22 protein-coding genes and 2 tRNA genes are annotated in these 21264 nt (G+C 33.7%); 14 read left to right on the forward strand and 10 right to left on the reverse strand.

The window, feature by feature from the left end:
• Positions 1–2: 2 nt before the first annotated feature.
• A complete protein-coding gene (locus CRN91_RS00525) occupies positions 3–902 on the reverse strand; it encodes a DMT family transporter (protein ID WP_114114514.1) in 900 nt (299 codons plus the stop codon).
• 17 nt (positions 903–919) lie between these two features.
• Positions 920–1528 carry a LysE family translocator gene (locus tag CRN91_RS00530; RefSeq protein ID WP_114114515.1) on the reverse strand — a complete coding sequence of 203 codons (609 nt, stop codon included), beginning with the start codon at positions 1526–1528 and terminating at the stop codon, positions 920–922.
• Between the two features lie 69 nt (positions 1529–1597).
• Between CRN91_RS00530 and CRN91_RS00535 the strand changes: the two genes are divergently transcribed.
• The gene (locus CRN91_RS00535; protein ID WP_114114516.1) at positions 1598–2548 is read left to right on the forward strand and encodes an acetyl-CoA carboxylase carboxyltransferase subunit alpha; all 951 of its coding nucleotides are present in this window, start codon (positions 1598–1600) and stop codon (positions 2546–2548) included.
• Entirely contained in the window at positions 2529–3698 is a 1170-nt protein-coding gene (tilS, locus tag CRN91_RS00540; protein ID WP_114114517.1) for a tRNA lysidine(34) synthetase TilS, read from the forward strand. The genes CRN91_RS00535 and tilS overlap by 20 nt, the downstream gene beginning before the upstream one ends.
• Before the next feature lie 7 nt (positions 3699–3705).
• Here the strand turns inward: tilS and CRN91_RS00545 are convergent, their stop codons facing one another.
• The 3 genes from CRN91_RS00545 to CRN91_RS00555 are packed head-to-tail and all read right to left on the reverse strand — an operon-like array spanning position 3706 to position 6082.
• Positions 3706–4287, reverse strand: a complete 582-nt coding sequence (locus CRN91_RS00545) for a DUF3501 family protein (RefSeq protein WP_114114518.1) — start codon at positions 4285–4287, stop codon at positions 3706–3708.
• Between the two features lie 20 nt (positions 4288–4307).
• On the reverse strand, positions 4308–5612 hold the full coding sequence (locus tag CRN91_RS00550) for a (Fe-S)-binding protein (protein ID WP_114114519.1): 1305 nt from the start codon (positions 5610–5612) through the stop codon (positions 4308–4310).
• A 50-nt stretch (positions 5613–5662) separates the two neighbouring features.
• Entirely contained in the window at positions 5663–6082 is a 420-nt protein-coding gene (locus CRN91_RS00555; RefSeq protein ID WP_114114520.1) for a rubrerythrin family protein, read from the reverse strand.
• Positions 6083–6185: 103 nt separating this feature from the next.
• On the opposite strand from CRN91_RS00555, the gene CRN91_RS00560 reads away from it, so the two are divergent.
• Positions 6186–7043 carry a LysR substrate-binding domain-containing protein gene (locus CRN91_RS00560; RefSeq protein WP_114114521.1) on the forward strand — a complete coding sequence of 286 codons (858 nt, stop codon included), beginning with the start codon at positions 6186–6188 and terminating at the stop codon, positions 7041–7043.
• Positions 7044–7051: 8 nt separating this feature from the next.
• On the opposite strand, the gene ybeY is transcribed toward CRN91_RS00560, so the two are convergent.
• Complete coding sequence (gene ybeY, locus CRN91_RS00565) at positions 7052–7492, reverse strand: rRNA maturation RNase YbeY (RefSeq protein ID WP_114114522.1); 441 nt, start codon at positions 7490–7492, stop codon at positions 7052–7054.
• 50 nt (positions 7493–7542) lie between these two features.
• On the opposite strand from ybeY, the gene priA reads away from it, so the two are divergent.
• On the forward strand, positions 7543–9507 hold the full coding sequence (priA, locus tag CRN91_RS00570) for a replication restart helicase PriA (protein ID WP_114114523.1): 1965 nt from the start codon (positions 7543–7545) through the stop codon (positions 9505–9507).
• An 8-nt stretch (positions 9508–9515) separates the two neighbouring features.
• On the opposite strand, the gene bioA is transcribed toward priA, so the two are convergent.
• A complete protein-coding gene (bioA, locus tag CRN91_RS00575; RefSeq protein ID WP_114114524.1) occupies positions 9516–10751 on the reverse strand; it encodes an adenosylmethionine--8-amino-7-oxononanoate transaminase in 1236 nt (411 codons plus the stop codon).
• The gene (locus CRN91_RS00580; protein ID WP_114114525.1) at positions 10751–11419 is read right to left on the reverse strand and encodes a phosphoglycolate phosphatase; all 669 of its coding nucleotides are present in this window, start codon (positions 11417–11419) and stop codon (positions 10751–10753) included. The genes bioA and CRN91_RS00580 overlap by 1 nt, the downstream gene beginning before the upstream one ends.
• Before the next feature lie 65 nt (positions 11420–11484).
• Between CRN91_RS00580 and proC the strand changes: the two genes are divergently transcribed.
• Positions 11485–12315: a pyrroline-5-carboxylate reductase gene (proC, locus tag CRN91_RS00585; protein WP_114114526.1), complete on the forward strand. Its 831-nt coding sequence runs from the start codon at positions 11485–11487 to the stop codon at positions 12313–12315.
• Between the two features lie 37 nt (positions 12316–12352).
• On the opposite strand, the gene CRN91_RS00590 is transcribed toward proC, so the two are convergent.
• Positions 12353–13069: a 16S rRNA (uracil(1498)-N(3))-methyltransferase gene (locus CRN91_RS00590; RefSeq protein WP_114114527.1), complete on the reverse strand. Its 717-nt coding sequence runs from the start codon at positions 13067–13069 to the stop codon at positions 12353–12355.
• 47 nt (positions 13070–13116) lie between these two features.
• Here CRN91_RS00590 and CRN91_RS00595 point away from each other — a divergent pair, with 47 nt between their 5' ends.
• The 9 genes from CRN91_RS00595 (at position 13117) to CRN91_RS00635 (ending at position 20475) form a co-directional block, all read left to right on the forward strand.
• Positions 13117–14364 (forward strand): aminopeptidase P N-terminal domain-containing protein, encoded by a 1248-nt coding sequence (locus CRN91_RS00595; protein WP_114114528.1) that lies wholly within the window; start codon positions 13117–13119, stop codon positions 14362–14364.
• Between the two features lie 5 nt (positions 14365–14369).
• The gene (gene trpD / locus CRN91_RS00600; RefSeq protein WP_114114529.1) at positions 14370–15395 is read left to right on the forward strand and encodes an anthranilate phosphoribosyltransferase; all 1026 of its coding nucleotides are present in this window, start codon (positions 14370–14372) and stop codon (positions 15393–15395) included.
• Entirely contained in the window at positions 15392–15934 is a 543-nt protein-coding gene (gene orn, locus CRN91_RS00605; protein ID WP_114114530.1) for an oligoribonuclease, read from the forward strand. Before trpD ends, orn begins: the two co-directional genes overlap by 4 nt.
• A gap of 1 nt (position 15935) precedes the next feature.
• On the forward strand, positions 15936–16763 hold the full coding sequence (gene ispE, locus CRN91_RS00610; protein WP_254424946.1) for a 4-(cytidine 5'-diphospho)-2-C-methyl-D-erythritol kinase: 828 nt from the start codon (positions 15936–15938) through the stop codon (positions 16761–16763).
• A 3-nt stretch (positions 16764–16766) separates the two neighbouring features.
• Positions 16767–16841, forward strand: a tRNA-Gln gene (locus tag CRN91_RS00615).
• A 47-nt stretch (positions 16842–16888) separates the two neighbouring features.
• Positions 16889–17368: a glutathione peroxidase gene (locus tag CRN91_RS00620; RefSeq protein ID WP_114114532.1), complete on the forward strand. Its 480-nt coding sequence runs from the start codon at positions 16889–16891 to the stop codon at positions 17366–17368.
• A 94-nt stretch (positions 17369–17462) separates the two neighbouring features.
• Entirely contained in the window at positions 17463–18419 is a 957-nt protein-coding gene (locus CRN91_RS00625; RefSeq protein ID WP_114114533.1) for a ribose-phosphate pyrophosphokinase, read from the forward strand.
• Positions 18420–18515: 96 nt separating this feature from the next.
• Positions 18516–20390 (forward strand): RNA polymerase sigma factor RpoD, encoded by a 1875-nt coding sequence (gene rpoD, locus CRN91_RS00630; RefSeq protein WP_114114534.1) that lies wholly within the window; start codon positions 18516–18518, stop codon positions 20388–20390.
• 8 nt (positions 20391–20398) lie between these two features.
• A tRNA-Ile gene (locus tag CRN91_RS00635) sits at positions 20399–20475 on the forward strand.
• 51 nt (positions 20476–20526) lie between these two features.
• Here CRN91_RS00635 and CRN91_RS00640 read toward each other — a convergent pair.
• The gene (locus CRN91_RS00640) at positions 20527–21222 is read right to left on the reverse strand and encodes a Type 1 glutamine amidotransferase-like domain-containing protein (protein WP_114116034.1); all 696 of its coding nucleotides are present in this window, start codon (positions 21220–21222) and stop codon (positions 20527–20529) included.
• Positions 21223–21264 lie beyond the last annotated feature (42 nt).

Below are 21264 nucleotides of genomic sequence, written 5' to 3' on the forward strand. Positions count from 1 at the left end.
AGCTATTTAAATGGATAAGTAATATTTATCTTGAGGTCAATTAAAACAAATAAAGCGGATACGGCTAAAATAATCCCAATAATATTTTGTAAGTTCAGTGCTTCTTGAAAAAATATTGCTCCAAAAGCAATAGCAAAAAATGGTGAGAGCAAACTAAATACCGAGGTTTTTTTAGATCCTATAACTCTTATACCAGTATAGTAAACTGCGGTAATAGCTGTACCAGCTATAACTGAAACAAAAAGAATATTAATCCAAAAAATATAATCCATATCAATTAAAGTTACAAGGAGACTTGTATCATAGGAATAAACCCAATCAATAAGAAATCCAAATAGGCTTATATAAAAGTTAAAAGCCAGTACATGCATATTCTTCATATAGGCTCCAATAATAGTTACAGCTGCATAAGCCAAAGCCGCCAAAACAAAATAAAGATTACCTCCACTGATTAATAGTGGCAGGTTATATTGATCAAAATTCATCATTAGAAGAACCCCAATTGTGCCTACTAATAATGCAGCCCAGTCCTTAATAAGTGGCTTAGATTTTTTTGAAAATATCATAAAGATGTAGACAAATATTGGAATCAAAACAGTAACCAAAGCAGCCCCTAAGCCAGCAGCACCCCTTTGCATTCCCATAAAATAAAATCTGTAGTTACTGATCATAAAGATTGCAATAATCAGCGATAAAGCAAGGTTAAATAAACTAATTTTGATAGGTATTTTCATCCATATCAAAAGTGGAATAGTTGAAAGAACAGATAAGAAAAACCTATAAACGACAATCTCATTCTCACCAATATAAAAGGAAAGATATTTTGCTGAAATACCTGATAATGCCCACACAAATGGAACAAGAATCATTAGAAATGTCATATTTTTTTCAGATTGAAACATTATTTCCCTAAGTAATATTAGTAGAGTGCCACAAAAAAACCAACTAAAATCATCGTAATTCCAGTTGTTTCATTTACACGCTTTATGATTGCTGGATTTTCAACATGTTTTCTTAATCGAAGGCCTAAAATGTTTGCCAGACTCAGAACAAAGAATACTGTAAGACCAATAACTGTTATTACTTTAATTTCAGTAATTACTGTCAAGTTATCTAAATCTACAAAGATTGGTAAGAAAGATAAGTAAAAAATAATTGTTTTTGGATTTGTAACACCAACAACAAAGCCTGCAATTAAAAGCTTTAGTATTGAGCTTTTTTTTGTTGACTCTTCAAATTTTACGCCTTTGGATCGCCACTGCTGAAAGCCAATATATATTAAATATGATGCACCTAATATCTTTACATAAACCATGCTCTCACTAATAACTCCTGCAAGAGCACTTAAGGTCAACATTGCAATTGCAACATAAATAATATCCCCTAGCGTATGTCCAAACGAAAGCCACATTGCTGGAATGGGCCCAAATCTCGTAGATGTTGCCAAGACTGCAAAAAGACCAGGTCCTGGAGAAATTGCATAGACAAAGGTGGCAAACGCCAGTGAAAGAAGGGTCAACAAATCCATTGCAAGATTATAAACACTGCTTCTGCTATAATTATCATTAAATTATTCTTAGCAATTTAGCATATAAAAATGAACTTAAATTACCTTGACTTTGAACAACCAATTGCTGAACTTGAGGAGAAAATTGATGCCCTTGAGAGTATTAAAGATGATGCTGATATTGCAAAAGAGATGGATTCACTCAAATTAAAGAGTGAACTCTTAACAAAAAAGATCTTTTCCTCACTCTCTGATTGGCAAATTTCTCAACTTGCTAGGCATCCTCAAAGACTTTACACTTTAGATTATATCGATAGTATCTTTGATGAGTTTACTGAACTCTGTGGTGATCGTGCATTTGCAAATGATAAATCCTTGATTGGAGGTATTGCCAAGATAGATGAACTTACATTTATGTTTATTGGGCAACAGAAAGGACGTTCTACAAAAGAAAAAATTTATCATAATTTTGGCATGACTAGGCCAGAGGGCTACCGAAAAGCTTTAAGGCTCATGAAGTTAGCTGAAAAATTTTCATTACCTGTTATAACTTTTATCGATACACCTGGAGCCTATCCAGGAATTGGTGCTGAAGAGCGCGGTCAAAGTGAAGCAATAGCAAGAAATCTTTTTGAAATGTCAACCTTAAAGACTCCAATTCTCTCAGTAGTTATTGGTGAAGGTGGATCTGGTGGAGCTCTTGCAATTGGTCTTTCAGATGTCATGATGATGTTTGAATATAGTATCTACTCTGTAATCTCACCTGAAGGCTGCGCCTCAATACTATATAAAGATGCATCCAAAGCCCCAATTGCTGCAGAGTCCTTGAAGTTAACTAGCAAGCATTTAAAAAAACACAAATTAATTGAAAAAGTTATTCCTGAACCTCTTGGTGGAATTCATAGAGATCCAGATACAGCCTCTATGTTTCTGAGAAAAGCACTTGTTAAAGAACTTAAAAATCTACTCGAGGTACCAATTGACAAACTAATTGAAGATAGACATGAAAAACTACTAGGCTTTGGTAAATTTAGCGAATAAAGACCCATTTTTTGATGGCAAGAAAATTGTTGTTGCCCTTAGCGGAGGAATAGACTCTGTTGTACTGCTTCATTTCTTAAATAAATATCATCATCATAATCTTAGAGCAATTCATATTAATCATAATCTCTCTGATAATAGTCACGATTGGAGTGTGTTTTGTGAGAGCCTCTGTAGTGAACACAACATTGAGTTTAAGAACATTAATATTCATATCGAAAAGTCCTCTAATATAGAAGAAACTGCGCGAAAAAAACGTTATATTGCCCTCACTTCTGATATGAAGAAAAATGAAGTTCTATGTACTGGTCATCATCAAGAAGATCAAGCTGAAACTTTTTTATTGCAACTTTTTAGAGGGTCTGGTGTCGCAGGATTAGCAGCAATTTCTAAAAATAAAAATCTTTATAACTCAGAGCTATATCGTCCATTTTTAAACATACCAAAAGAGCAAATTATTGAATATGCATCTGAGCATAGGCTTGATTGGGTTGAGGATGAAAGCAATAAAGATACCAGTTTTAGAAGAAATTTATTACGTATAGAATTCTTACCTAAACTCTCAAATATCTTTCATGGCCTTACTAATAATATTGCAAGAAGTGCCAAACATCAGGGTGAAGCATTACAACTTTTGCAAGACCTAGCTATGCTTGACATTATTAATTATGAACTAATTATTACTGGAAAACTTCAGGTTATCCCCCTTAATAAAATTCCAAAAAGAAGAGCTGTAAATGTAATTCGTTATTTTATAAGTAAGAATAATATGCTACTGCCCTCAACAAAAGTTCTTAATGAAATCATTTCTCTTTTAAGCGCAAAAGTGGATGCAAATCCAACTGTAAAATGGCATACCAATGAAGTAAGGCGTTACAATAAAGAACTCTATTTTTTTGAAAAACTTCAAACCTCGCCTATTAAAGATTGTCCATACTATAAAGCCTTAAAGGATCTTCCAAATTTTGAAATCAGATTTCGACTAGAAGGACAAAGAATCAAACTCAAAGGTAAAAGTCACTCAAAATCTCTTAAAAAATTATTACAAGAATTACAAATCCCTCCCTGGGAAAGAGAGAAATTAAGAATGTACTATGTAGATGGCTCTTTACGAGCCATAGAAATTCTTGGAGAGGCTTCAGAGATCTAAAACTAAACTATTTATTATTAAAGTCTTGGCTTAGCACCTCTTGAGATTCAGAATTCAAAGTAATTTCATAATTATAGTTAGGATGAGAAACACCAACTTTTACTGAGGCTTTTGAACCAAAATCAATAACCATAGTTTTATCAAACTCAAAGCGCATAAAATGAACTGCTGAAGTTTTAACCTCTGTCTCTCTGTCCATATCTTCATTACAAATAGCAAATACTTTTTCATGATCACCAACTTGAAAATAGATGCTTTTTTCAACACCAATTAAGTTTGATAATGCAACCATCCTCTCTTCTACATTTGTATACTCTATCATCATGGTCGCCTTCAAGTTTGATCCCTCAGGCACTAGTGAGTTGTATACATCTAGCTCATCTTGAATTCCTTCAGACTCAAAAATTTTCTCAATTCTAAGCATTTCTTGAATTTGATACTGAACAGTCTGCTTATTTTCAAACATAAGTCTAATATGTTCTCCAAGATTAACCTCTCTATTTTTTTTTACTGCAATAGCTTCCTTACGAATATCTATGCGCTTCTCTGCATACTCTTCCAGAGAAAATAAATCTTGTTTTTTTAGCATATCAATAACCTCATTTTTAATTATAGTTCATAAGCCATTTTCACCAAACTAATTGGATGAATAGCTTCAATATTTTGTTTAGCAATATGTGCTATATGATTCCCAGCCATAACACAATCACTCACGACTAAATCAGTAGTATCTGTAATTTTTTTCGCAACTGGCATTCCTATTTTTACAGAATAGGTATGGGTATCTTTTCTGACACCATATGTTCCATCATGTCCAGAGCATCTTTCAGCAATACTTACATCTAGATCTGGGATTAGTCCTAAAATTCTTTTAGTATGTGATCCAATATTTTGAACTCTTTGATGACAAGCAATTTGATAAAGCACTTCTTTATCTATTGCCTTAAAATTAATATCAAAATTATCACTCTCTTTCAAAAATGATAGGTATTCAAAAGGATCATAAAATGCTTGAGAAATAGACTTAATATCTTCATTATCTGAAATTATCATTGGTAGTTCATTTTTAAACATTAAAACACAAGAAGGAATTGGGGCAATTAATTTATAGCCATCATCAACTAACTTTTTAAGTGGTGCAATATTTTCATTGGCATATTTAACTACAGTCTCAAGATCTCCAAGTTCCATCTTAGGCATTCCACAACACTGAGTTTTTTTAATTAGCTTAACCTCAACATTGTTATGTCTTAGGACATCAACCAAATCAATAACAGTTTGAGGGTCATTATATTCACCATAGCAAGTTCCAAAGATTGCCACTTTAAATTTACTTTTGGAATTCTCTTCTATAAAAATTTTTGAAAGTCTCTTTGTATGATATTTTGGGACAACAGCATCAACATGCACACCCAAAACTTTTTCTGTAATCTTTCTGATAGATTTATTTGTATTAGACCAGTTAACAATTGGAGAGATGATTGGTTTTGATGCAATAGCACCCACTTTTTGGGGCGACGTTAATACTTTATGAGACAATTTTGTTTCGCCTTTTTTATACTGGATAGCTTTTGCTCGAAGCATAAGATGAGGAAAGTCAACATTAAAGTCATGTGGAGGAACATAAGGGCATTTTGCTATATAACATAGATCACATAAGTAGCATTGATCTACTACTTTTTTATAATCAGCCTTATCAACTCCATCAACTTCAAATGTTTGAGATTCATCAATTAAGTCAAATAGCGTAGGGAAAGACTTGCATAGACTTACACATCGCCTGCAACCATGACAGATATCAAATACTCTTTCTAGCTCAGTATTGAGAGACTCTTCATTATAAAAATCTTCATCATTCCAATTAAGTGGGTGACGAGTTGGAGCCTCTAAATTTCCTTCTTTAAATTTAGACATATATACCTAGGATTTATTGCCATGAGCTGAGCCCATGGCAACAGATTTTTTTACAAACTATCTAGTGCTTTTTGGTAACGGTTAGCATGAGAACGCTCAGCTTTAGCTAAAGTCTCAAACCAGTCAGCAATTTCATCAAAACCTTCTTCTCTTGCTGTTTTTGCCATACCTGGATACATATCAGTATATTCATGAGTTTCCCCATGAACTGCACTTTCAAGCATCTCTTTTACTTCCTTAGCAGGCATATCTGTTCCTGGATCACCAACACCACCCTCAATAAGATGCTCCATATGACCATGAGCATGGCCTGTCTCACCTTCAGCAGTTGATCTAAATAGAGCAGCCATATCTGGCTCACCTAGTACATCGCATTGATTTGCAAAATATAAATATCTCCTATTCGCTTGAGATTCTCCAGCGAATGCATCCTTTAAACTTTGTTCAGTCTTACTTCCGTTTAATGACATAATTTCCTCCGATAGGTTAAACGAGTCATCATGATACCATTCATTTATATTAAATTAAATTGAATAAAACTGTATATAATATTCGTAAAAAACGAATATAAAAATGACGCCCTCACTAAAAAACCTACAGTACCTCATTGCATTAAACAAAACTAATCACTTTGGAAAAGCTGCTAGTGAATGTTTTGTCAGCCCTTCAACATTTAGTGCGGGAATATCAAAATTAGAAAGGGATTTAAATTTACTACTTGTAGAAAGAGATAATAAAAATATTATGTTTACTCCTGTTGGAAAGAGAGTTGTAACTCAGGCTATGTCAGTTATGACAGAAATTAATATTTTGTTGGGTACTGCTAAGTTAGATTTTTTTGAATCAGAGGTCTCAATTGGAGTCATACCTACAATCTCAACTTTTATTCTGCCTAACTTTCTATCAAATTTAAATAAACACTATCCTAAGTTAAAGATTTCCTTTAAAGAAGATACAAGTGATAATTTACTAAAGCAACTTGAGCAAGCGAAAATTGACTTTGCAATATTTGCTTTTCCATATGAATTGCCTAATTTTATTGATAATTATCAAGTATTTTCAGACTCTATTCACTTTATAAAACACAAACAACGTGAAACCACAGAACTTGAAAATAAATCTCTATTAATGCTTGAACAGGGACACTGCCTAAGGTCACATATCTTGCAAAATAATAAAATAGAAAATCAGCATATTTCTAATTTCTCCTGTACAAGTATTTCAACACTTGTTGCCATGGTAGATACAGATATTGGAGTAAGTTTTTTGCCAAAAATGGCTGTTGATTTTGGAATTCTTAAAGACTATCCAAATATAACAGTTGATTTGAAATCAACGAAATCAAAAAGGGATATAGGTGTTATCTATAGAAAAAATAACCAACAAGAAGAAAATATTAAGAAACTAGCACAATTGTTAATCAAAAAATAATGCTTTACCTACTGGTAAGGATTTTTAATTCCAATTTTATCCAGAAAATTAATCTCAATTAATTCCATTTTATCTGCAGAAGTAAGATCTGAATGATCATGTCCTAATAGATGAAGGATGCCATGAATCGCCATATGTATTAGGTGGTCTAAAAATACCTTACCGCCAACTAGTGCCTCTTCTCGAACAACATCAACACAAATAACTACATCTCCCAAAATTTGTTCACCAACTTCTTCAGGGACGTCACTTTGAAAAGAAAGAACATTGGTTACCTGGTTTTTAGATCGGTATTCTTTATTTAAAACCTGAATTTCTAATGGTGATACCAAGCGGATTAATAACTCACTTTCACCAATATCAGACTCATTCATGAATTTCTGACAAACAAGGCTAAGATTATCTAAATCTATATTTGAATCGTTAATGATATTTTGAATAACTACCATGACAAGTTAATATTGCTAAAATACTTATTTTATCCCTAAAACATTTTGCTTTGACGTCGATCATAGAAGTTGCTATTGCAGTACCACTCCATAACACTTTTGATTATTTATGTAATCAAAAAGTCGTTATTGGAGCAAGAGTAAAAGTTCCATTTGGTCAAAAAAAAGTTATTGGCATTGTTCTTTCGCATAAAAATAAAAGTAAATTTGAAAAATTACGCTCTGTTGAAGAGGTAATTGATTCAGAGGCTTTGTTATCAGAAAGTGTGCTGGATTTTTTATTTTGGTCTTCAAACTACTACCATCATCCAATCGGTGAGGTTTTAAGTAATGCAATTCCAAAAAACTTGAGACTTGGAAAACCAGCAGTTATAAAAAAACTATCTGAAATTAAAAATAGTATTTCTCCAACTATTTTGTCTCTTACGTCTGAGCAAGAAGATGCAGTTGCAGAGATTATTAATTACAAAGATAGCTTTAATGGCTTTTTACTTCATGGAGTAACAGGGAGTGGCAAAACTGAAGTCTATCTTCGTGTAACTGAAAAATTACTTGAAGAAGGAAAACAGGTGCTTGTTTTGGTCCCTGAAATTGGACTTACTCCACAAATGATTGACCGCTTTGGAAAAAGAGTTAATGGCAGGGTTGTGGCTGTTCACTCACAACTTAATGAAACGCAAAAACAAGATGCTTATTTGATGGCTAAAAGTGGAGAAGCCAAAGTAGTCCTTGGAACTCGTTCTGCTATTTTTACTTCCCTGCCAAATCTCGGATTGATTATTGTTGATGAGGAACATGATGGCTCATTTAAGCAACAATCAAACTTTCGTTACTCTGCAAGAGATCTCAGCTTTATAAGAGCAAAACTTGCAAATATTCCTTTAATTTTGGGTACAGCTACACCATCACTGGAGACCTTGAAAAATGTTGCTGATAAAAAACTGACTAAACTTGTATTAAACAATCGACCAGGAAACGCAATCATGCCTGATGTGAATTTGATTGATATGAGAAGCCAGCCAGTCGAGGCTTTGTCTAACCCTCTTGTTGCCAAGATAAAACATTATCTTAAAGAAGATAAACAAGTAATGTTATTTATAAATCGTCGTGGTTATGCGCCCATATTTTTCTGCACAGACTGTGGTTGGCGCTCTGAATGCAGCAGCTGTGACTCCACACTTGTCTTCCATCGCAACGTCAATCGCCTTAAATGTCATCATTGTGGAATTGAAAAAGTTCCAGAATCATCATGTCCTTCTTGTAAAAATCAAAACCTAAAAATTCTTGGTTATGGAACAGAAAGACTTGAAGAAAATCTTGAATCATATTTTCCAGATGCTACAGTCATTAGAATTGATAGAGATACGACCAGACGCAAAAAATCCTTTTCTGCGCATCTGGAAAAAATTAACTCAGGTGCGCCATGTATTATTGTTGGAACTCAGATGCTAGCAAAAGGTCATGACTTTTCAAATTTAGCATTTGTAGGAGTTCTAGATGTTGATATTGGTTTGATGTCACTTGATTATAGGGCCACTGAACATTTAGCCCAACTATTAGTTCAAGTATCTGGGAGATGTGGAAGAGGAGATTACAAGGGTGAAGTAAATATTCAAACTCGGTATCCTAATCATCCAATATTTAACTTTATTAGAAGTTCAGAATATCTAAAATATGCAAATACATTATTACTCGAAAGAGAGGAGGCACAATTACCACCATATGCTCATCAAGCATTACTTTGTGCAAACTCTAAAAATAAAGATGCGCCTGAAAAATTTTTAAATGAAGTTGTGGCTCTTCTTAATAGTATTGATATTGACTCAGTTGAGATTTGGGGTCCAGTTCCTGGAGTAATAGAAAAAAAATCTGATTACTATTACTTCAATTTGTATCTTCAATCCAGCAACAGAAATAAGCTTCACCAAATTATTAAAACTTTTTATAAACACTTGGAGAAAATAAAAGTCAGTTCTTCAGTAAGGTGGTTTATTGACATTGATCCAATTGAATAAAATAAGTTTTATTGATTAATAACAACCTCTTTCATTGCATAAGTAATCTTAGATAATTCCTTATCATTTATTATAAAAGGAGGCATTGTATAAAGTAACTTTCCATAAGGCCTCAGCCAAACACCGCACTTTATAAGCTGCTCTTGGGATATCTGCATATCTAGTGGCTCTTTTAACTCAACTACTCCTATTGCGCCAATTACTCGGACATCATATACTGACTTTTCATCCTTCAGTGGCTCCAATTCATTAATAAGTTGGCTTTGAATATCTCCAATTCGTTTTTGCCAATTACTTTTTAAAAGTAATTCAATACTTGCATTCGCTGCAGAACAAGATAATGGGTTAGCCATAAAAGTAGGTCCATGCATTAGAACACCTACAGTGTCAGAAATCTTTGAATTTGTTATTGCAGCTGCCATAGTCATATAGCCACCTGTAAGTGCTTTACCAATACAAAGAATATCAGGCGAAATATTTGCATGATTGCAGCCAAAAAGCTCACCAGTTCGGCCAAAACCTGTTGCTATTTCATCAACGATTAGAAGGACATCAAATTTATCACATAGTGATCTAACACCTTTAAGATATTTTGGATCATAGATATTCATGCCTCCTGCACCCTGCACAATTGGCTCAAGAATCATTGCTGCTATCTTACTATGACTAGTTTCCAATCTTTTTTCAAAATCAGCAAGAGCTTGAACTGTATTTCCAGTTTTTGGTTGAGTCACAAAATAATTTTTAGCTAAAACACTATTAAATAAATGATGCATTCCTTTTTTTGGATCACAAACACTCATTGCCCCAAAAGTATCTCCATGGTATCCACCTCTAGGAGTTATAAAATGTGTTTTATTCTTTTGCCCATTATTTTGCCAATACTGTAAGGCCATTTTCAGAGAAACTTCTACTGATACAGATCCAGAATCTGCAAAAAAAACCTTATCGAGGCCTTGTGGTGTTATTTTGATAAGTTTTTCACAAAGCTCAATTGCAGGCTGATGAGTCAAACCACCAAACATAACATGTGAGACCGAATCTATTTGTTTTTTCATTGCATTATTTATGAAAGAATTATTGTAGCCATGAATCATTGACCACCATGAACTCATTCCATCGATAACACGATTTCCATTTTTTAGGCTAAGATAGACTCCATCTGCAGACTCAACATGATATGTTGGAACTTTATTTGGAATTTTAGCGTATGGATGCCAAATATGATTTTTATCAATATTCATTATAAATGTTCTTTAAGTTGGTCCATTGAATCAATAACTAAATCAGGGTTCTCGTCTTCAATATTATTTCCATGATTATAGCCGTATGACATGCAGATTATATCAAAACCAGCAGCTCTAGCAGCTCTCACATCGCTGACTGAATCCCCCAACATGAGGCACTCATTTGGTTGCATGTTAAAAAAATTAGCACCATGCAAAAGTGGCAATGGATCAGGCTTTTTCTTATCCAAAGTATCGCCAGATATTATTAATCTAAAATCATGATAAATACCCATCTTTTTTAAAAGTGGATTTGTAAATTGTTCTGCTTTATTAGTTACACAGCCCAATAAATAGCCTTTTGATTTTAGATAATCCAAGCCCTCCTTGACACCATCATAAAGACCTGATCTAATTGCAGAGTTATCAGAATATAGCTTTAAAAAAATTGGATAAGCTACTTCATAAACTTTTGAAATAGATTCCTTATCAAGCTTATCAATCAAAGCACGTTGAATAAGCTTTGGAATACCATTACCAACCCAATTCCTAACCCTCTCTTCACCACAAAGCTGCAAACCTAGCTCTATCATCATTTGATCAACACAAAAAGCAAGATCTGGAACACTATCTACAAGCGTCCCATCAACATCAATCATTATTAATTTTGGATCAAATATTTTCATTAATGCTCTTTATTTATATCAATTTCGGTAGAATTAAGATCAGCATAACTTGAGAGATATTTTATATGGAAAACAAATCAATCATTGGATTTATTGGTGCAGGGAATATGGCTTATGCACTTATTAAAGGCCTTTTAGATAATGGTTTTGATGCAGAATGTATTAATATAAGTGATCCAAATGAAGAACTTCTAAATGAACGTCAATCTGAGTTGAAAGTTAGAACCTTTTCTAATAATATGGCCTTATTAAGCAGCAGTGATATTATCATTTTTGCTGTAAAGCCTCAAAAGCTATCAAGTGTTTGTCTTGAATTAAAAGAAAATGTTAAGTCTAATCATCTCTTTGTATCAATAGTTGCTGGTATTAAGGGAAGTGATATTAATCGCTGGTTAGGTGGTAGTTTTTCTCTTGTTAGAACTATGCCAAATACTCCAGCACTTTTTCAACACGGTGTTACAGGGCTTTTTGCTAATGAGCTTGTAAATAACGAACAAAAAATATTAGTGACATCGATTCTCTCATCCGTGGGTGAGTGTTTTTGGGTCAACGATGAAAAATTAATAGATGCAATAACCGCTATTTCAGGGAGTGGTCCTGCATATTTTTTCCTACTTATTCAATCTATGTCTCAAGCAGCTATGGCACTTGGTTTAGATGAAAAAACTGCGAATTCCCTTAGCATACAAACTAGCTATGGCGCTAGTTTAATGGCAAGTAAAAGTGGTAAGGATGCAAAAACTCTTCGTGCTGAAGTTACATCACCTAATGGTACTACCCAGGCAGCTATTGAAAGCTTTCAAGATCAAAACTTTGAAGGTATTGTCGCTAGTGCAACCCGGGCTGCTTATGATAGAGCACGTGAGCTGAGCAATGAACTAGGTGAAATTGAATAAAAGCAGTAATTTAATAATAAATTGATTGCTTTTAATTTTAACTACCCCATAAAAGTTGCATATTAGCTATTGCTACAAGCGATGCTGTTTCCGTCCTCAATACTCTTTTACCAAGTAAAAGTTGTTTATAACCAGCATTAGTAGAATCAATAATTTCTAAGTCAGTCAAGCCACCCTCTGGTCCAATAAGAATTGTTGCTTTTGATTCTTTTTTCATTTGAGTAAGACTTGCAGTAGCTTTATGATCGAGAACAAAGCCATTTTGATTAGGTATATCTAATAATTCTTTAAGTGTTTTTGGTAGTGTAATGTTAACTAATACTGAACGACCTGATTGCTCACAAGCATGGTTTGCTATCTTCTGCCAGTGATTAATTTTTTTTTGAATCTTATCTGGCTTTAGTCTAACAACACATCGCTCCATCTGCATAGGAATAATATTAGTGACGCCAAGTTCTATAGCTTTTTGAATTAAAAAATCCATCTTTTCACCCTTAGCAATTCCTTGTGCAAGAGTTAATTCTAACTTAGATTCATTATCGTTTTTTTGTTCTGAAATGATTTCAAGATGGGTCATTTTTTTTGAATCAAGGACTTTTGCAATGTAATCAACTCCATTACCATTAAATAAAATAATATCCTTACCAATTGGGAATCTAAGCACCTTACTAAGATGATGGTCATTATCTTTATTAAGTTCCACCTTATCACCGACATTGAAGATAGTATTTTGATAAAGTCGTATCTTTTTCATGGTATCGTTTTTGTAATTAGCCAACAAAGACAAAAAGCCTTAAGAAAATGATACATCAAAATAGAAGAAAAGAGTTATTAAGCAAATTAGATGACAATGCAGTTGTTATTGTTAGCACAAATAGTGAGCAAAAAAGAAACAGTGATGTTAATTATCCTTTTCGACCAGATAGTAGCTTTTGGTATTTAACAGGCTTTATAGAGCCTGATGCCATAGCTGTTTTTTCCAAAAATAATTACACTATATTCTTAAAACCGAAAGACATAACTAAAGAAATTTGGAATGGGCTTAGACTTGGAGTTGAAATGGCCCCTAAAACCTTATTGGCTAATAATGCTTATGATATTGATACTTTTTTAGATAAAATTGAATCACTCCTTACTTCAGAATCATCCTTATATTTTGATGCTCCAGGGAATATTGGCTGGAAAGACGTATCAAGTACAAATAAGCTGAATCAGTCAATCGCATTAAAATTTAGAAATAGAACTCAACTCTTAGATCCATATTTATCTGAAATGCGACTCATAAAAGACTCTACTGAAATTCAACATATGCAAACTGCTGCTGACTTGGCTTCAAAGGCTCATATGCAAGCAATGATAAGGACAAGGCCAGGGCTTTATGAATACCATATTACTGCTGAATTTGATACATTATTTCGAAAAGAAGACTCAGAACACTCATATCCACCAATTGTAGCTGGTGGAGAAAATGCATGCATCCTCCATTACAATGAAAATAATAAATTACTAAATGATGGGGAGCTTCTTCTGATTGATGCAGGCTGTGAAATATTAGGTTATGCATCAGATATTACAAGAACATTTCCAATTAATGGAAAATTTAGTGAGCCGCAAAAAGAAATATATGAAATTGTTTTAAAAGCTCAAAAATCTGCAATTGCCTCTATTGTTCCTGGTGAAGCAGTTAATAAACCTCATGAAGTTGCATGTGATGTTATTACACAAGGACTTATTAAACTAGGAATAATGGATGATGCTTCTAGCTTAAGAGATTTTTATATGCATGGAACCGGCCATTGGCTTGGTTTGGATGTTCATGATGTTGGTACCAAAGAAATTAATAACACTATTCGAAAATTTAAAGTAGGGATGGTAACTACTGTTGAGCCAGGTATATATATTCGTAAAAGTGATAAAGTTGATTCAAAATACTGGAATATCGGTATTAGGATCGAAGATGATGTCTTAGTTACTGAAGATGGACACCATATTCTCTCTAAAGCAGCCATTAAAGAGCTAGAAGATATTGAACAATTAATGAGTCAATAATAACTATGGATATAAATCAAGCCATCAAAGCAGTAGTTGCTAGAGAAAATTTAAATGAACATGATATGCATGATGTCATGAATAGCATTATGACTGGTCAAACAACAGATGCACAGATTGGTGCCTTCCTAGTTGGGCTTTCCATGAAAGGGGAGACCATTGAAGAAATTACAGCAAGTGCTAAAGTTATGCGTTCACTAGCAAAATCTGTACAAATCAAGAGTGATAAGTATCTTGTTGATACTTGTGGAACTGGAGGAGATGGCCTAGGACTTTTTAATATTTCAACAGCCTCTGCTTTTGTTGTTGCAGCTGCTGGAGCTAAGGTTGCCAAACATGGTAACCGCTCGATCTCTTCAAAATCTGGAAGTGCAGATGTTTTAGAGTCAGCAGGAATTAATCTTGATTTAAATCCAGAATTTATTAGTAAATGTATAGAAGATATTGGTGTTGGCTTTATGTTTGCTCCAGCTCACCATAGTGCCATGAAGCATGCTATTGGACCAAGAAAAGAACTAGCAATCAGAACAATATTTAATGTCTTAGGGCCACTAACTAACCCTGCTAAAGCCCCCAATCAGGTAATGGGAGTTTATGAAAAGAAATTAATTGAACCTATCGCCTATACGCTCAAAGGACTTGGATCTCGGCATGTAATGGTAGTTCATTCAGCAGATGGTCTTGATGAATTTTCAATTGCTGATGAAACTTTTGTTGCTGAATTAAAAGATGGACAGATCTCTACATATTCTTTACATCCTGAACAGTTTGGCCTAAGATTAGGTGATCTTAATGAAATTAGTGCTGATAATTCTGATGAATCACTTAAACTTATTTATGAAGCGTTTTCTGGAACAAATAAAACTGCAATGAATATTGTTGCTTTTAATGCAGGAGCTGCAATTTATGTCAGTGGATTAACCTCATCCCTTCAAAATGGAATTGATAAAGCAAAAGAGATATTAGCTGATGGAAGTGCAAGCCAAAAACTTAAAGAGTATATTAAAATTAGCAATAGTTATAAACTATGAATAAAAAAACAAACCTTATCTGGATTGACCTTGAGATGACAGGATTAAGCCCAGAAAATGATGTGATCATTGAGATTGCTACAGTTGTAACTGATGCAGATCTTAATGTTATAGATGAAGGACCCTCTCTTGCAATACATCAAGATAATAATTATCTCGATAGCATGGATGAATGGAATACCAATCAACATAATCATTCTGGATTAGTTCAAAGAGTTCAAGAAAGTAAAATTTCTACTTCTGAGGCAGAACAACAAACCATTGATTTTCTCAATAAATATGTTGACTATGGTGTCTCACCAATGTGTGGAAACTCAATTTGCCAAGACAGAAGGTTTTTAGCTAATTATATGCCTGACCTTGAAAAATTTTTCCATTACCGTCATATTGATGTCTCAACACTTAAAGAACTAGCAGTGCGTTGGAATCCAGATATTATTTCTACAACGTATAAAAAGTCTCAACACCTTGCTCTTTCTGATATCTACGACTCTATTGACGAGCTAAAACATTACAGAGAACACTTTATTAAATTATAAAGTGACTTATTTATCCCTAGCTAAAATTAATCTTTTTTTACATGTCGTTTCTAAAAGAAATGATGGTTATCATAATCTTCAAACTATTTTTCAGCTTTTAAATTATGGTGATGAAATGGAATTTAAATCTAGAGAAGATGGATTAGTTAATCGTAATTATAGTAATAAAGCTATCCCTTCAAATAAAGATCTAGTCCTTAAGAGTGCCTATCTATTAAAAGAGCTAAGTGGAACAAAAAAAGGGGTCGATATAAGTTTAATAAAAAAAATTCCAATTGGTGGAGGTCTTGGTGGAGGAAGCTCCAATGCTGCAACAACTTTAATTGCTCTAAATAAATTATGGAAACTTAATTATTCAAAAGAAAAGCTCACTGAAATAGGAAAAACTTTAGGCTCAGATGTGCCAGTTTTTTTAAGTGGAAAGACTTCTTGGGCAGAGGGCACTGGTGAACTGTTGATACCAATTACCCTACCCAAATACTTTTATTTAGTGGTATCAATTAATAAACAAATCTCAACTCAAGAAGTTTTCACCCACAAAGCATTGACAATGTCTCCTGTACAAAGGAAAATGACAGACTTTTCAGATGTCTCTAACCTTCATAACGACTGTTTAGATGCTGCGATAGACATAGAGGGAGAGATAGAGTTTGCTTTACTCTATCTAGACAGAACTGCCAATCATCTTGGTTTAGCAAGAATGACAGGTACTGGATGTTGTGTCTTCGTAGCTTTTGAAAAAGAAAAAGATGCGTTAAAAGCTAAGCAAGAGTTACCGTCAAAATGGACTGGTTTTGTCGCTCAAGCGATTAATAAATCACCATTATAAAATTGGGATGTCGCCAAGTGGTAAGGCAACGGGTTTTGATCCCGTCATTCGCAGGTTCGAATCCTGCCATCCCAGCCAAATTTTAATTTTATAAAGATTTATTTAAATGTTATCGGAGACATATAATGAATGAAGATTTTTATCAGTTTAGCTATAAGCAAATTAATGGTGAAGAAGTATCTTTAAATGAATTTAAAGGTAAAGTCATCTTAATTGTCAACACTGCAAGTAATTGCGGCCTAACTTACCACTACACTGGTCTTGAAAAGCTTTATAAAGAATATAAGGATAGAGGACTTATTATAATAGGCTTTCCTTGTAATCAATTTGGCAAACAGGAGCCAGGTACTTCAGAAGAAATACAAGATTTTTGTGACAGCAACTATAAGGTCACATTCCCTTTATCAGAAAAAATTGAAGTCAATGGAAATGGCGCTCATCCTTTGTATAAGTATTTAAAAAAAGAACTGAAAGGCAAGCTTAATGATAGCGTCAAATGGAATTTTACTAAATTTTTAATTAATAAGAATGGTGAGCCATCTCAACGCTTTAGTTCAACTGTTGAACCTGAAGATATAAAGCCTTTTATTGATAATCTTATTTAGTTCGATCATTTAATTTCTAATTATCTCGAACTATTATATTTAAATAGATAATTTCTTTGTATAATTAGTACATACATCAATGAGACCAAAATAGATGTCCTTAGAAAGAATAAAAATCTTTAGTGGAAATGCCAACCCTAATCTTTCTTCTGAAATAATTCATAATCTAGAAATTACCCAAAGTAAAGCCTTTGTTGGAAAATTTAGTGATGGTGAATCACAGGTTGAAATACTTGATAATGTTCGTGGCTGTGATGTTTTTGTCATTCAACCAACTTGTGGGCCCTCACCAGCATCTACTTTAATGGAATTATTAATAATGGTTGACGCTCTTAAAAGATCCTCAGCTGGAAGGATTACCGCAGTTGTTCCATATCTAGGATATTCAAGACAAGACCGTCGATCTCGATTAACTAGAGTGCCAATTTCTGCAAAACTAGTTGCTCAGATGATTGAAACATCTGGTGTTGATAGAATTTTAACAATGGATTTGCATGCAGATCAAATTCAAGGATTTTTTAATATTCCAATTGATAATATTTACGCTCAACCAGTTTTAGTAAATGATATCTTAGAACATAATTATAAAGATATTGTTGTAGTTTCCCCAGATATTGGTGGAGTAGCAAGGGCTCGAGCAGCAGCAAAAAGACTAAATGATGCAGATTTAGCGATTATTGATAAAAGACGTCCTGCGCCTAATTTAGTTAAGATCATGAATGTTATTGGAGATGTTTCGGGACGAACTTGTATTATGATAGATGATATGGTTGATACTGCTGGCACTCTTTGTCAGGCTGCAGAAATATTAAAAGAGAAAGGTGCAATCAAAGTAGTAGCATATGCTACTCATGCAGTCCTCTCAGGAGCAGCTGTTGATAATATTGCTAATTCTCAACTGGATGAGTTGGTAACTACCAATACTATTCCTCTTAATGAGAAAGCTTCTGAGTGCTTTAAAATTAGACAACTCTCAATTGCTGAAACTCTTGCTAACGTCATCAGAAGAATAAGTGACGAACAATCTATAAGTACAATATTCGCTGAATAAATCTATTTCTGTGCATATTTAACGCACGATTATTGATAAAAATTTACACGTGAATTAGGTATAATTCCCACCTCTGTTTTTTAAAAAACAAAATTTATGAAAACTACAACTGAAGCTCACAAGGTAGCCTTAAATAGTCTTATTACTATAGGAAAGGAACAGGGCTACTTAACTTATTCAGAGATTAACGATCTCTTACCAGAAGATTTATTAACGCCTGAACAAGTCGAACCAATTGTTACTATTTTAGAAGAGCTTGATATAGTAGTTGCTGATGAAGCTCCCGATGCTGATACTTTAGTAATGCAAGAAGGTGGAAAAGCAGAAGCAAATTCAGCTGAAGTTGCTGTTGCTGCTCTAGCTGCTCTTGATTCTGAATTTGGAAGAACTACTGATCCTGTGCGAATGTATATGCGTGAAATGGGTGTGGTTGAACTCTTAGAACAAAAAGATGAAGTCCGTATTGCTAAAGAAATTGAAGCGGGTGTATACCAAATCATGCAAGCAATTTCACTTTATCCTGAAATTTCTGACTACTTCTTTAAAGCCTATACAAGACTTGAAGAAGGCAAATGTAAAATGACTGATGTTGTCATAGGCTATCAAGGAGATGCTGAAGAATTTGAGGAAAAACAAGCTCTTATTGTTGAAAAACAGGCTTTAATTGATGAAAAACAAGCTATTCTAGATGCAATGGATCCAGAAGAGATTACAGATGAATTAGAAGATGAATTAGAAGAAGATGAATTTGATGAATTAGAATATACTGGCCCAGATGAAGGCGAAGTATACGAACGTTTTGATAAAATCAAAAAATCTTTTACTACTTATGTTAATTCTTGTAAAAAAAATGGCTACCTTGACGACAAAACAATAAAAGCTAGGCAGAAATTTTCTAAAAATATTTCAGAACTTAGACTTGCACCAAAACTTGTAAGCACTATGATGGAGCTTGTTCAAAGTAGAGTAAAAAAAATCAAAAAAGAGGAAAACTTGATAAGAAAAGCTTGCTTAGATGCAGGAATGTCTCAAGAACTTTTTTATGAATCATTTCTTGGTAACGAAACTAACTTCAAATGGCTTAATTCTGTTGAATTAGATAAAGCCACGAAAAAATCAATTGAGGATTATAAAGATATAATCTATTACTCTCAAAAATCTCTCCTAGAGAATCAAGAGGAAATGCAAATATCTATTTCTGAACTCAAAGAAATTAATAAAAAGCTACGTAAGGGAGATAGAAAAGCTAAAACTGCTAAAAGTCAGATGATTGAAGCTAATTTAAGGTTAGTTATTTCAATCGCAAAAAAATATGCAAATAGAGGCTTGCAATTTCTTGACTTAATTCAAGAAGGTAATGTTGGTTTAATGAAAGCAGTTGATAAATTTGAATACCGAAGAGGTTATAAATTCTCTACATACGCAACTTGGTGGATACGTCAAGCAATTACTAGATCAATTGCTGATCAAGCTCGCACAATTCGAATTCCAGTTCATATGATTGAAACTATTAATAAGTTAAACCGAGTTAGACGTCAACTTCTTCAAAGATTTGGAAGGGAGGCTACTCCGGAAGAGCTTGCTGTTGAAATGGAATTACCAGAATACAAAATTAATAAAATTCTTAAAATTGCTAAAGAGCCACTCTCTATGGAGAATCCTGTAGGTGATGATGAAGATTCTACAATTGGTGACTTTATTGAAGATGAAAAACTCTCTTCTCCAGTTGAAGTAACAACTCGTGAAAGTCTTAAAGAAACTACCGGTGATCTTTTAGCAAACTTATCCCCTAGAGAGGCAAAAGTTTTAAAAATGCGTTTTGGAATTGATATGAGTACTGATCATACATTGGAAGAAGTTGGACGACAATTTGATGTTACTCGAGAAAGAATTCGTCAAATTGAAGCTAAAGCTTTACGAAAGTTACGTCATCCATCTCGTGCTCATAAGTTACAAAGCTTTTTGGAATAATCCTACTAGGGCCTATAGCTCAGCTGGTTAGAGCAGTCGACTCATAATCGATTGGTCCTTGGTTCAAGTCCAAGTAGGCCCACCAAATATTAAAAAACCTAGCCTTAGCTAGGTTTTTTTAACTCAATACAATCCTTTATAGATATTTTGGTTCAATTATTGACTCATCAATAGAACCGTTATTTTCACTAACGTAATATGCTTTAGCGCTGGGTAAAGATGAAACACAACACTTAAGTTCTTGATCAACAAAGTGAGCGGCAACACCATCATCACATGCAATACCTTCCATCATTGAACCATTCAAAATAGCCTTATGATATTCTGGCCTTCTTTGCAACTCACTATCGAAATGAGGGCAATTACTATTTGGTAAAAAACCTAAGCAATCTAATGGCAATAACTTTCCAGTAACTGAGTCAGTTAATCCTTTATCAAACCAACAAATTGAACCAGCACTTAGACCTGCCATAATAGCCCCATTATTCCATGCCTCATATAGATATTTATCAAGTCCCCACTCTTTCCAAAGAACCATCAGGTTACGTGTATTCCCTCCACCAACATAAAAAATATCCTTATCTAAGACAAACTCTCTCAAATCGCCTTCAGGTGGCCAAAATAGAGATAGATGACTGGTCTCACAATTTAGTTTTTTATATGCAGAATAGAATCGCCTCCTATAGCTTTCATCATCACCACTTGCTGTTGGAATAAAACAAACTTTAGGATTTTTTTTATCACTCATTGAAAGTAAATAACGATCAAGTTTAAGGTTTTCTGGTTTCATTGTAAAACCACCACCACCCATAGCCAAAATTTGTTTTTTCATTTTTTTATTAAAGTAATTTTTATTTTCATATATTTTACTCAT

This window comes from Candidatus Thioglobus sp. NP1 (assembly GCF_003326015.1).
In the GTDB taxonomy this organism is placed as follows: Bacteria; Pseudomonadota; Gammaproteobacteria; order PS1; family Pseudothioglobaceae; genus Pseudothioglobus; species Pseudothioglobus singularis_A.

Excerpts from the sequence above, each read along its gene's own strand:
- trpD (WP_114114529.1), top strand. The coding sequence starts at position 14,370 with ATGGATATAAATCAAGCCATCAAAGCAGTAGTTGCTAGAGAAAATTTA.
- CRN91_RS00555 (WP_114114520.1), bottom strand. The coding sequence starts at position 6,082 with ATGTCATTAAACGGAAGTAAGACTGAACAAAGTTTAAAGGATGCATTC.
- CRN91_RS00525 (WP_114114514.1), bottom strand. The coding sequence starts at position 902 with ATGTTTCAATCTGAAAAAAATATGACATTTCTAATGATTCTTGTTCCA.
- CRN91_RS00590 (WP_114114527.1), bottom strand. The coding sequence starts at position 13,069 with ATGAAAAAGATACGACTTTATCAAAATACTATCTTCAATGTCGGTGAT.
- orn (WP_114114530.1), top strand. The coding sequence starts at position 15,392 with ATGAATAAAAAAACAAACCTTATCTGGATTGACCTTGAGATGACAGGA.
- CRN91_RS00595 (WP_114114528.1), top strand. The coding sequence starts at position 13,117 with ATGATACATCAAAATAGAAGAAAAGAGTTATTAAGCAAATTAGATGAC.
- CRN91_RS00535 (WP_114114516.1), top strand. The coding sequence starts at position 1,598 with ATGAACTTAAATTACCTTGACTTTGAACAACCAATTGCTGAACTTGAG.
- CRN91_RS00640 (WP_114116034.1), bottom strand. The coding sequence starts at position 21,222 with ATGAAAAAACAAATTTTGGCTATGGGTGGTGGTGGTTTTACAATGAAA.
- CRN91_RS00620 (WP_114114532.1), top strand. The coding sequence starts at position 16,889 with ATGAATGAAGATTTTTATCAGTTTAGCTATAAGCAAATTAATGGTGAA.
- CRN91_RS00580 (WP_114114525.1), bottom strand. The coding sequence starts at position 11,419 with ATGAAAATATTTGATCCAAAATTAATAATGATTGATGTTGATGGGACG.
- CRN91_RS00550 (WP_114114519.1), bottom strand. The coding sequence starts at position 5,612 with ATGTCTAAATTTAAAGAAGGAAATTTAGAGGCTCCAACTCGTCACCCA.
- rpoD (WP_114114534.1), top strand. The coding sequence starts at position 18,516 with ATGAAAACTACAACTGAAGCTCACAAGGTAGCCTTAAATAGTCTTATT.
- CRN91_RS00545 (WP_114114518.1), bottom strand. The coding sequence starts at position 4,287 with ATGCTAAAAAAACAAGATTTATTTTCTCTGGAAGAGTATGCAGAGAAG.
- proC (WP_114114526.1), top strand. The coding sequence starts at position 11,485 with ATGGAAAACAAATCAATCATTGGATTTATTGGTGCAGGGAATATGGCT.
- ybeY (WP_114114522.1), bottom strand. The coding sequence starts at position 7,492 with ATGGTAGTTATTCAAAATATCATTAACGATTCAAATATAGATTTAGAT.
- CRN91_RS00625 (WP_114114533.1), top strand. The coding sequence starts at position 17,463 with ATGTCCTTAGAAAGAATAAAAATCTTTAGTGGAAATGCCAACCCTAAT.
- CRN91_RS00530 (WP_114114515.1), bottom strand. The coding sequence starts at position 1,528 with ATGGATTTGTTGACCCTTCTTTCACTGGCGTTTGCCACCTTTGTCTAT.
- bioA (WP_114114524.1), bottom strand. The coding sequence starts at position 10,751 with ATGAATATTGATAAAAATCATATTTGGCATCCATACGCTAAAATTCCA.
- CRN91_RS00560 (WP_114114521.1), top strand. The coding sequence starts at position 6,186 with ATGACGCCCTCACTAAAAAACCTACAGTACCTCATTGCATTAAACAAA.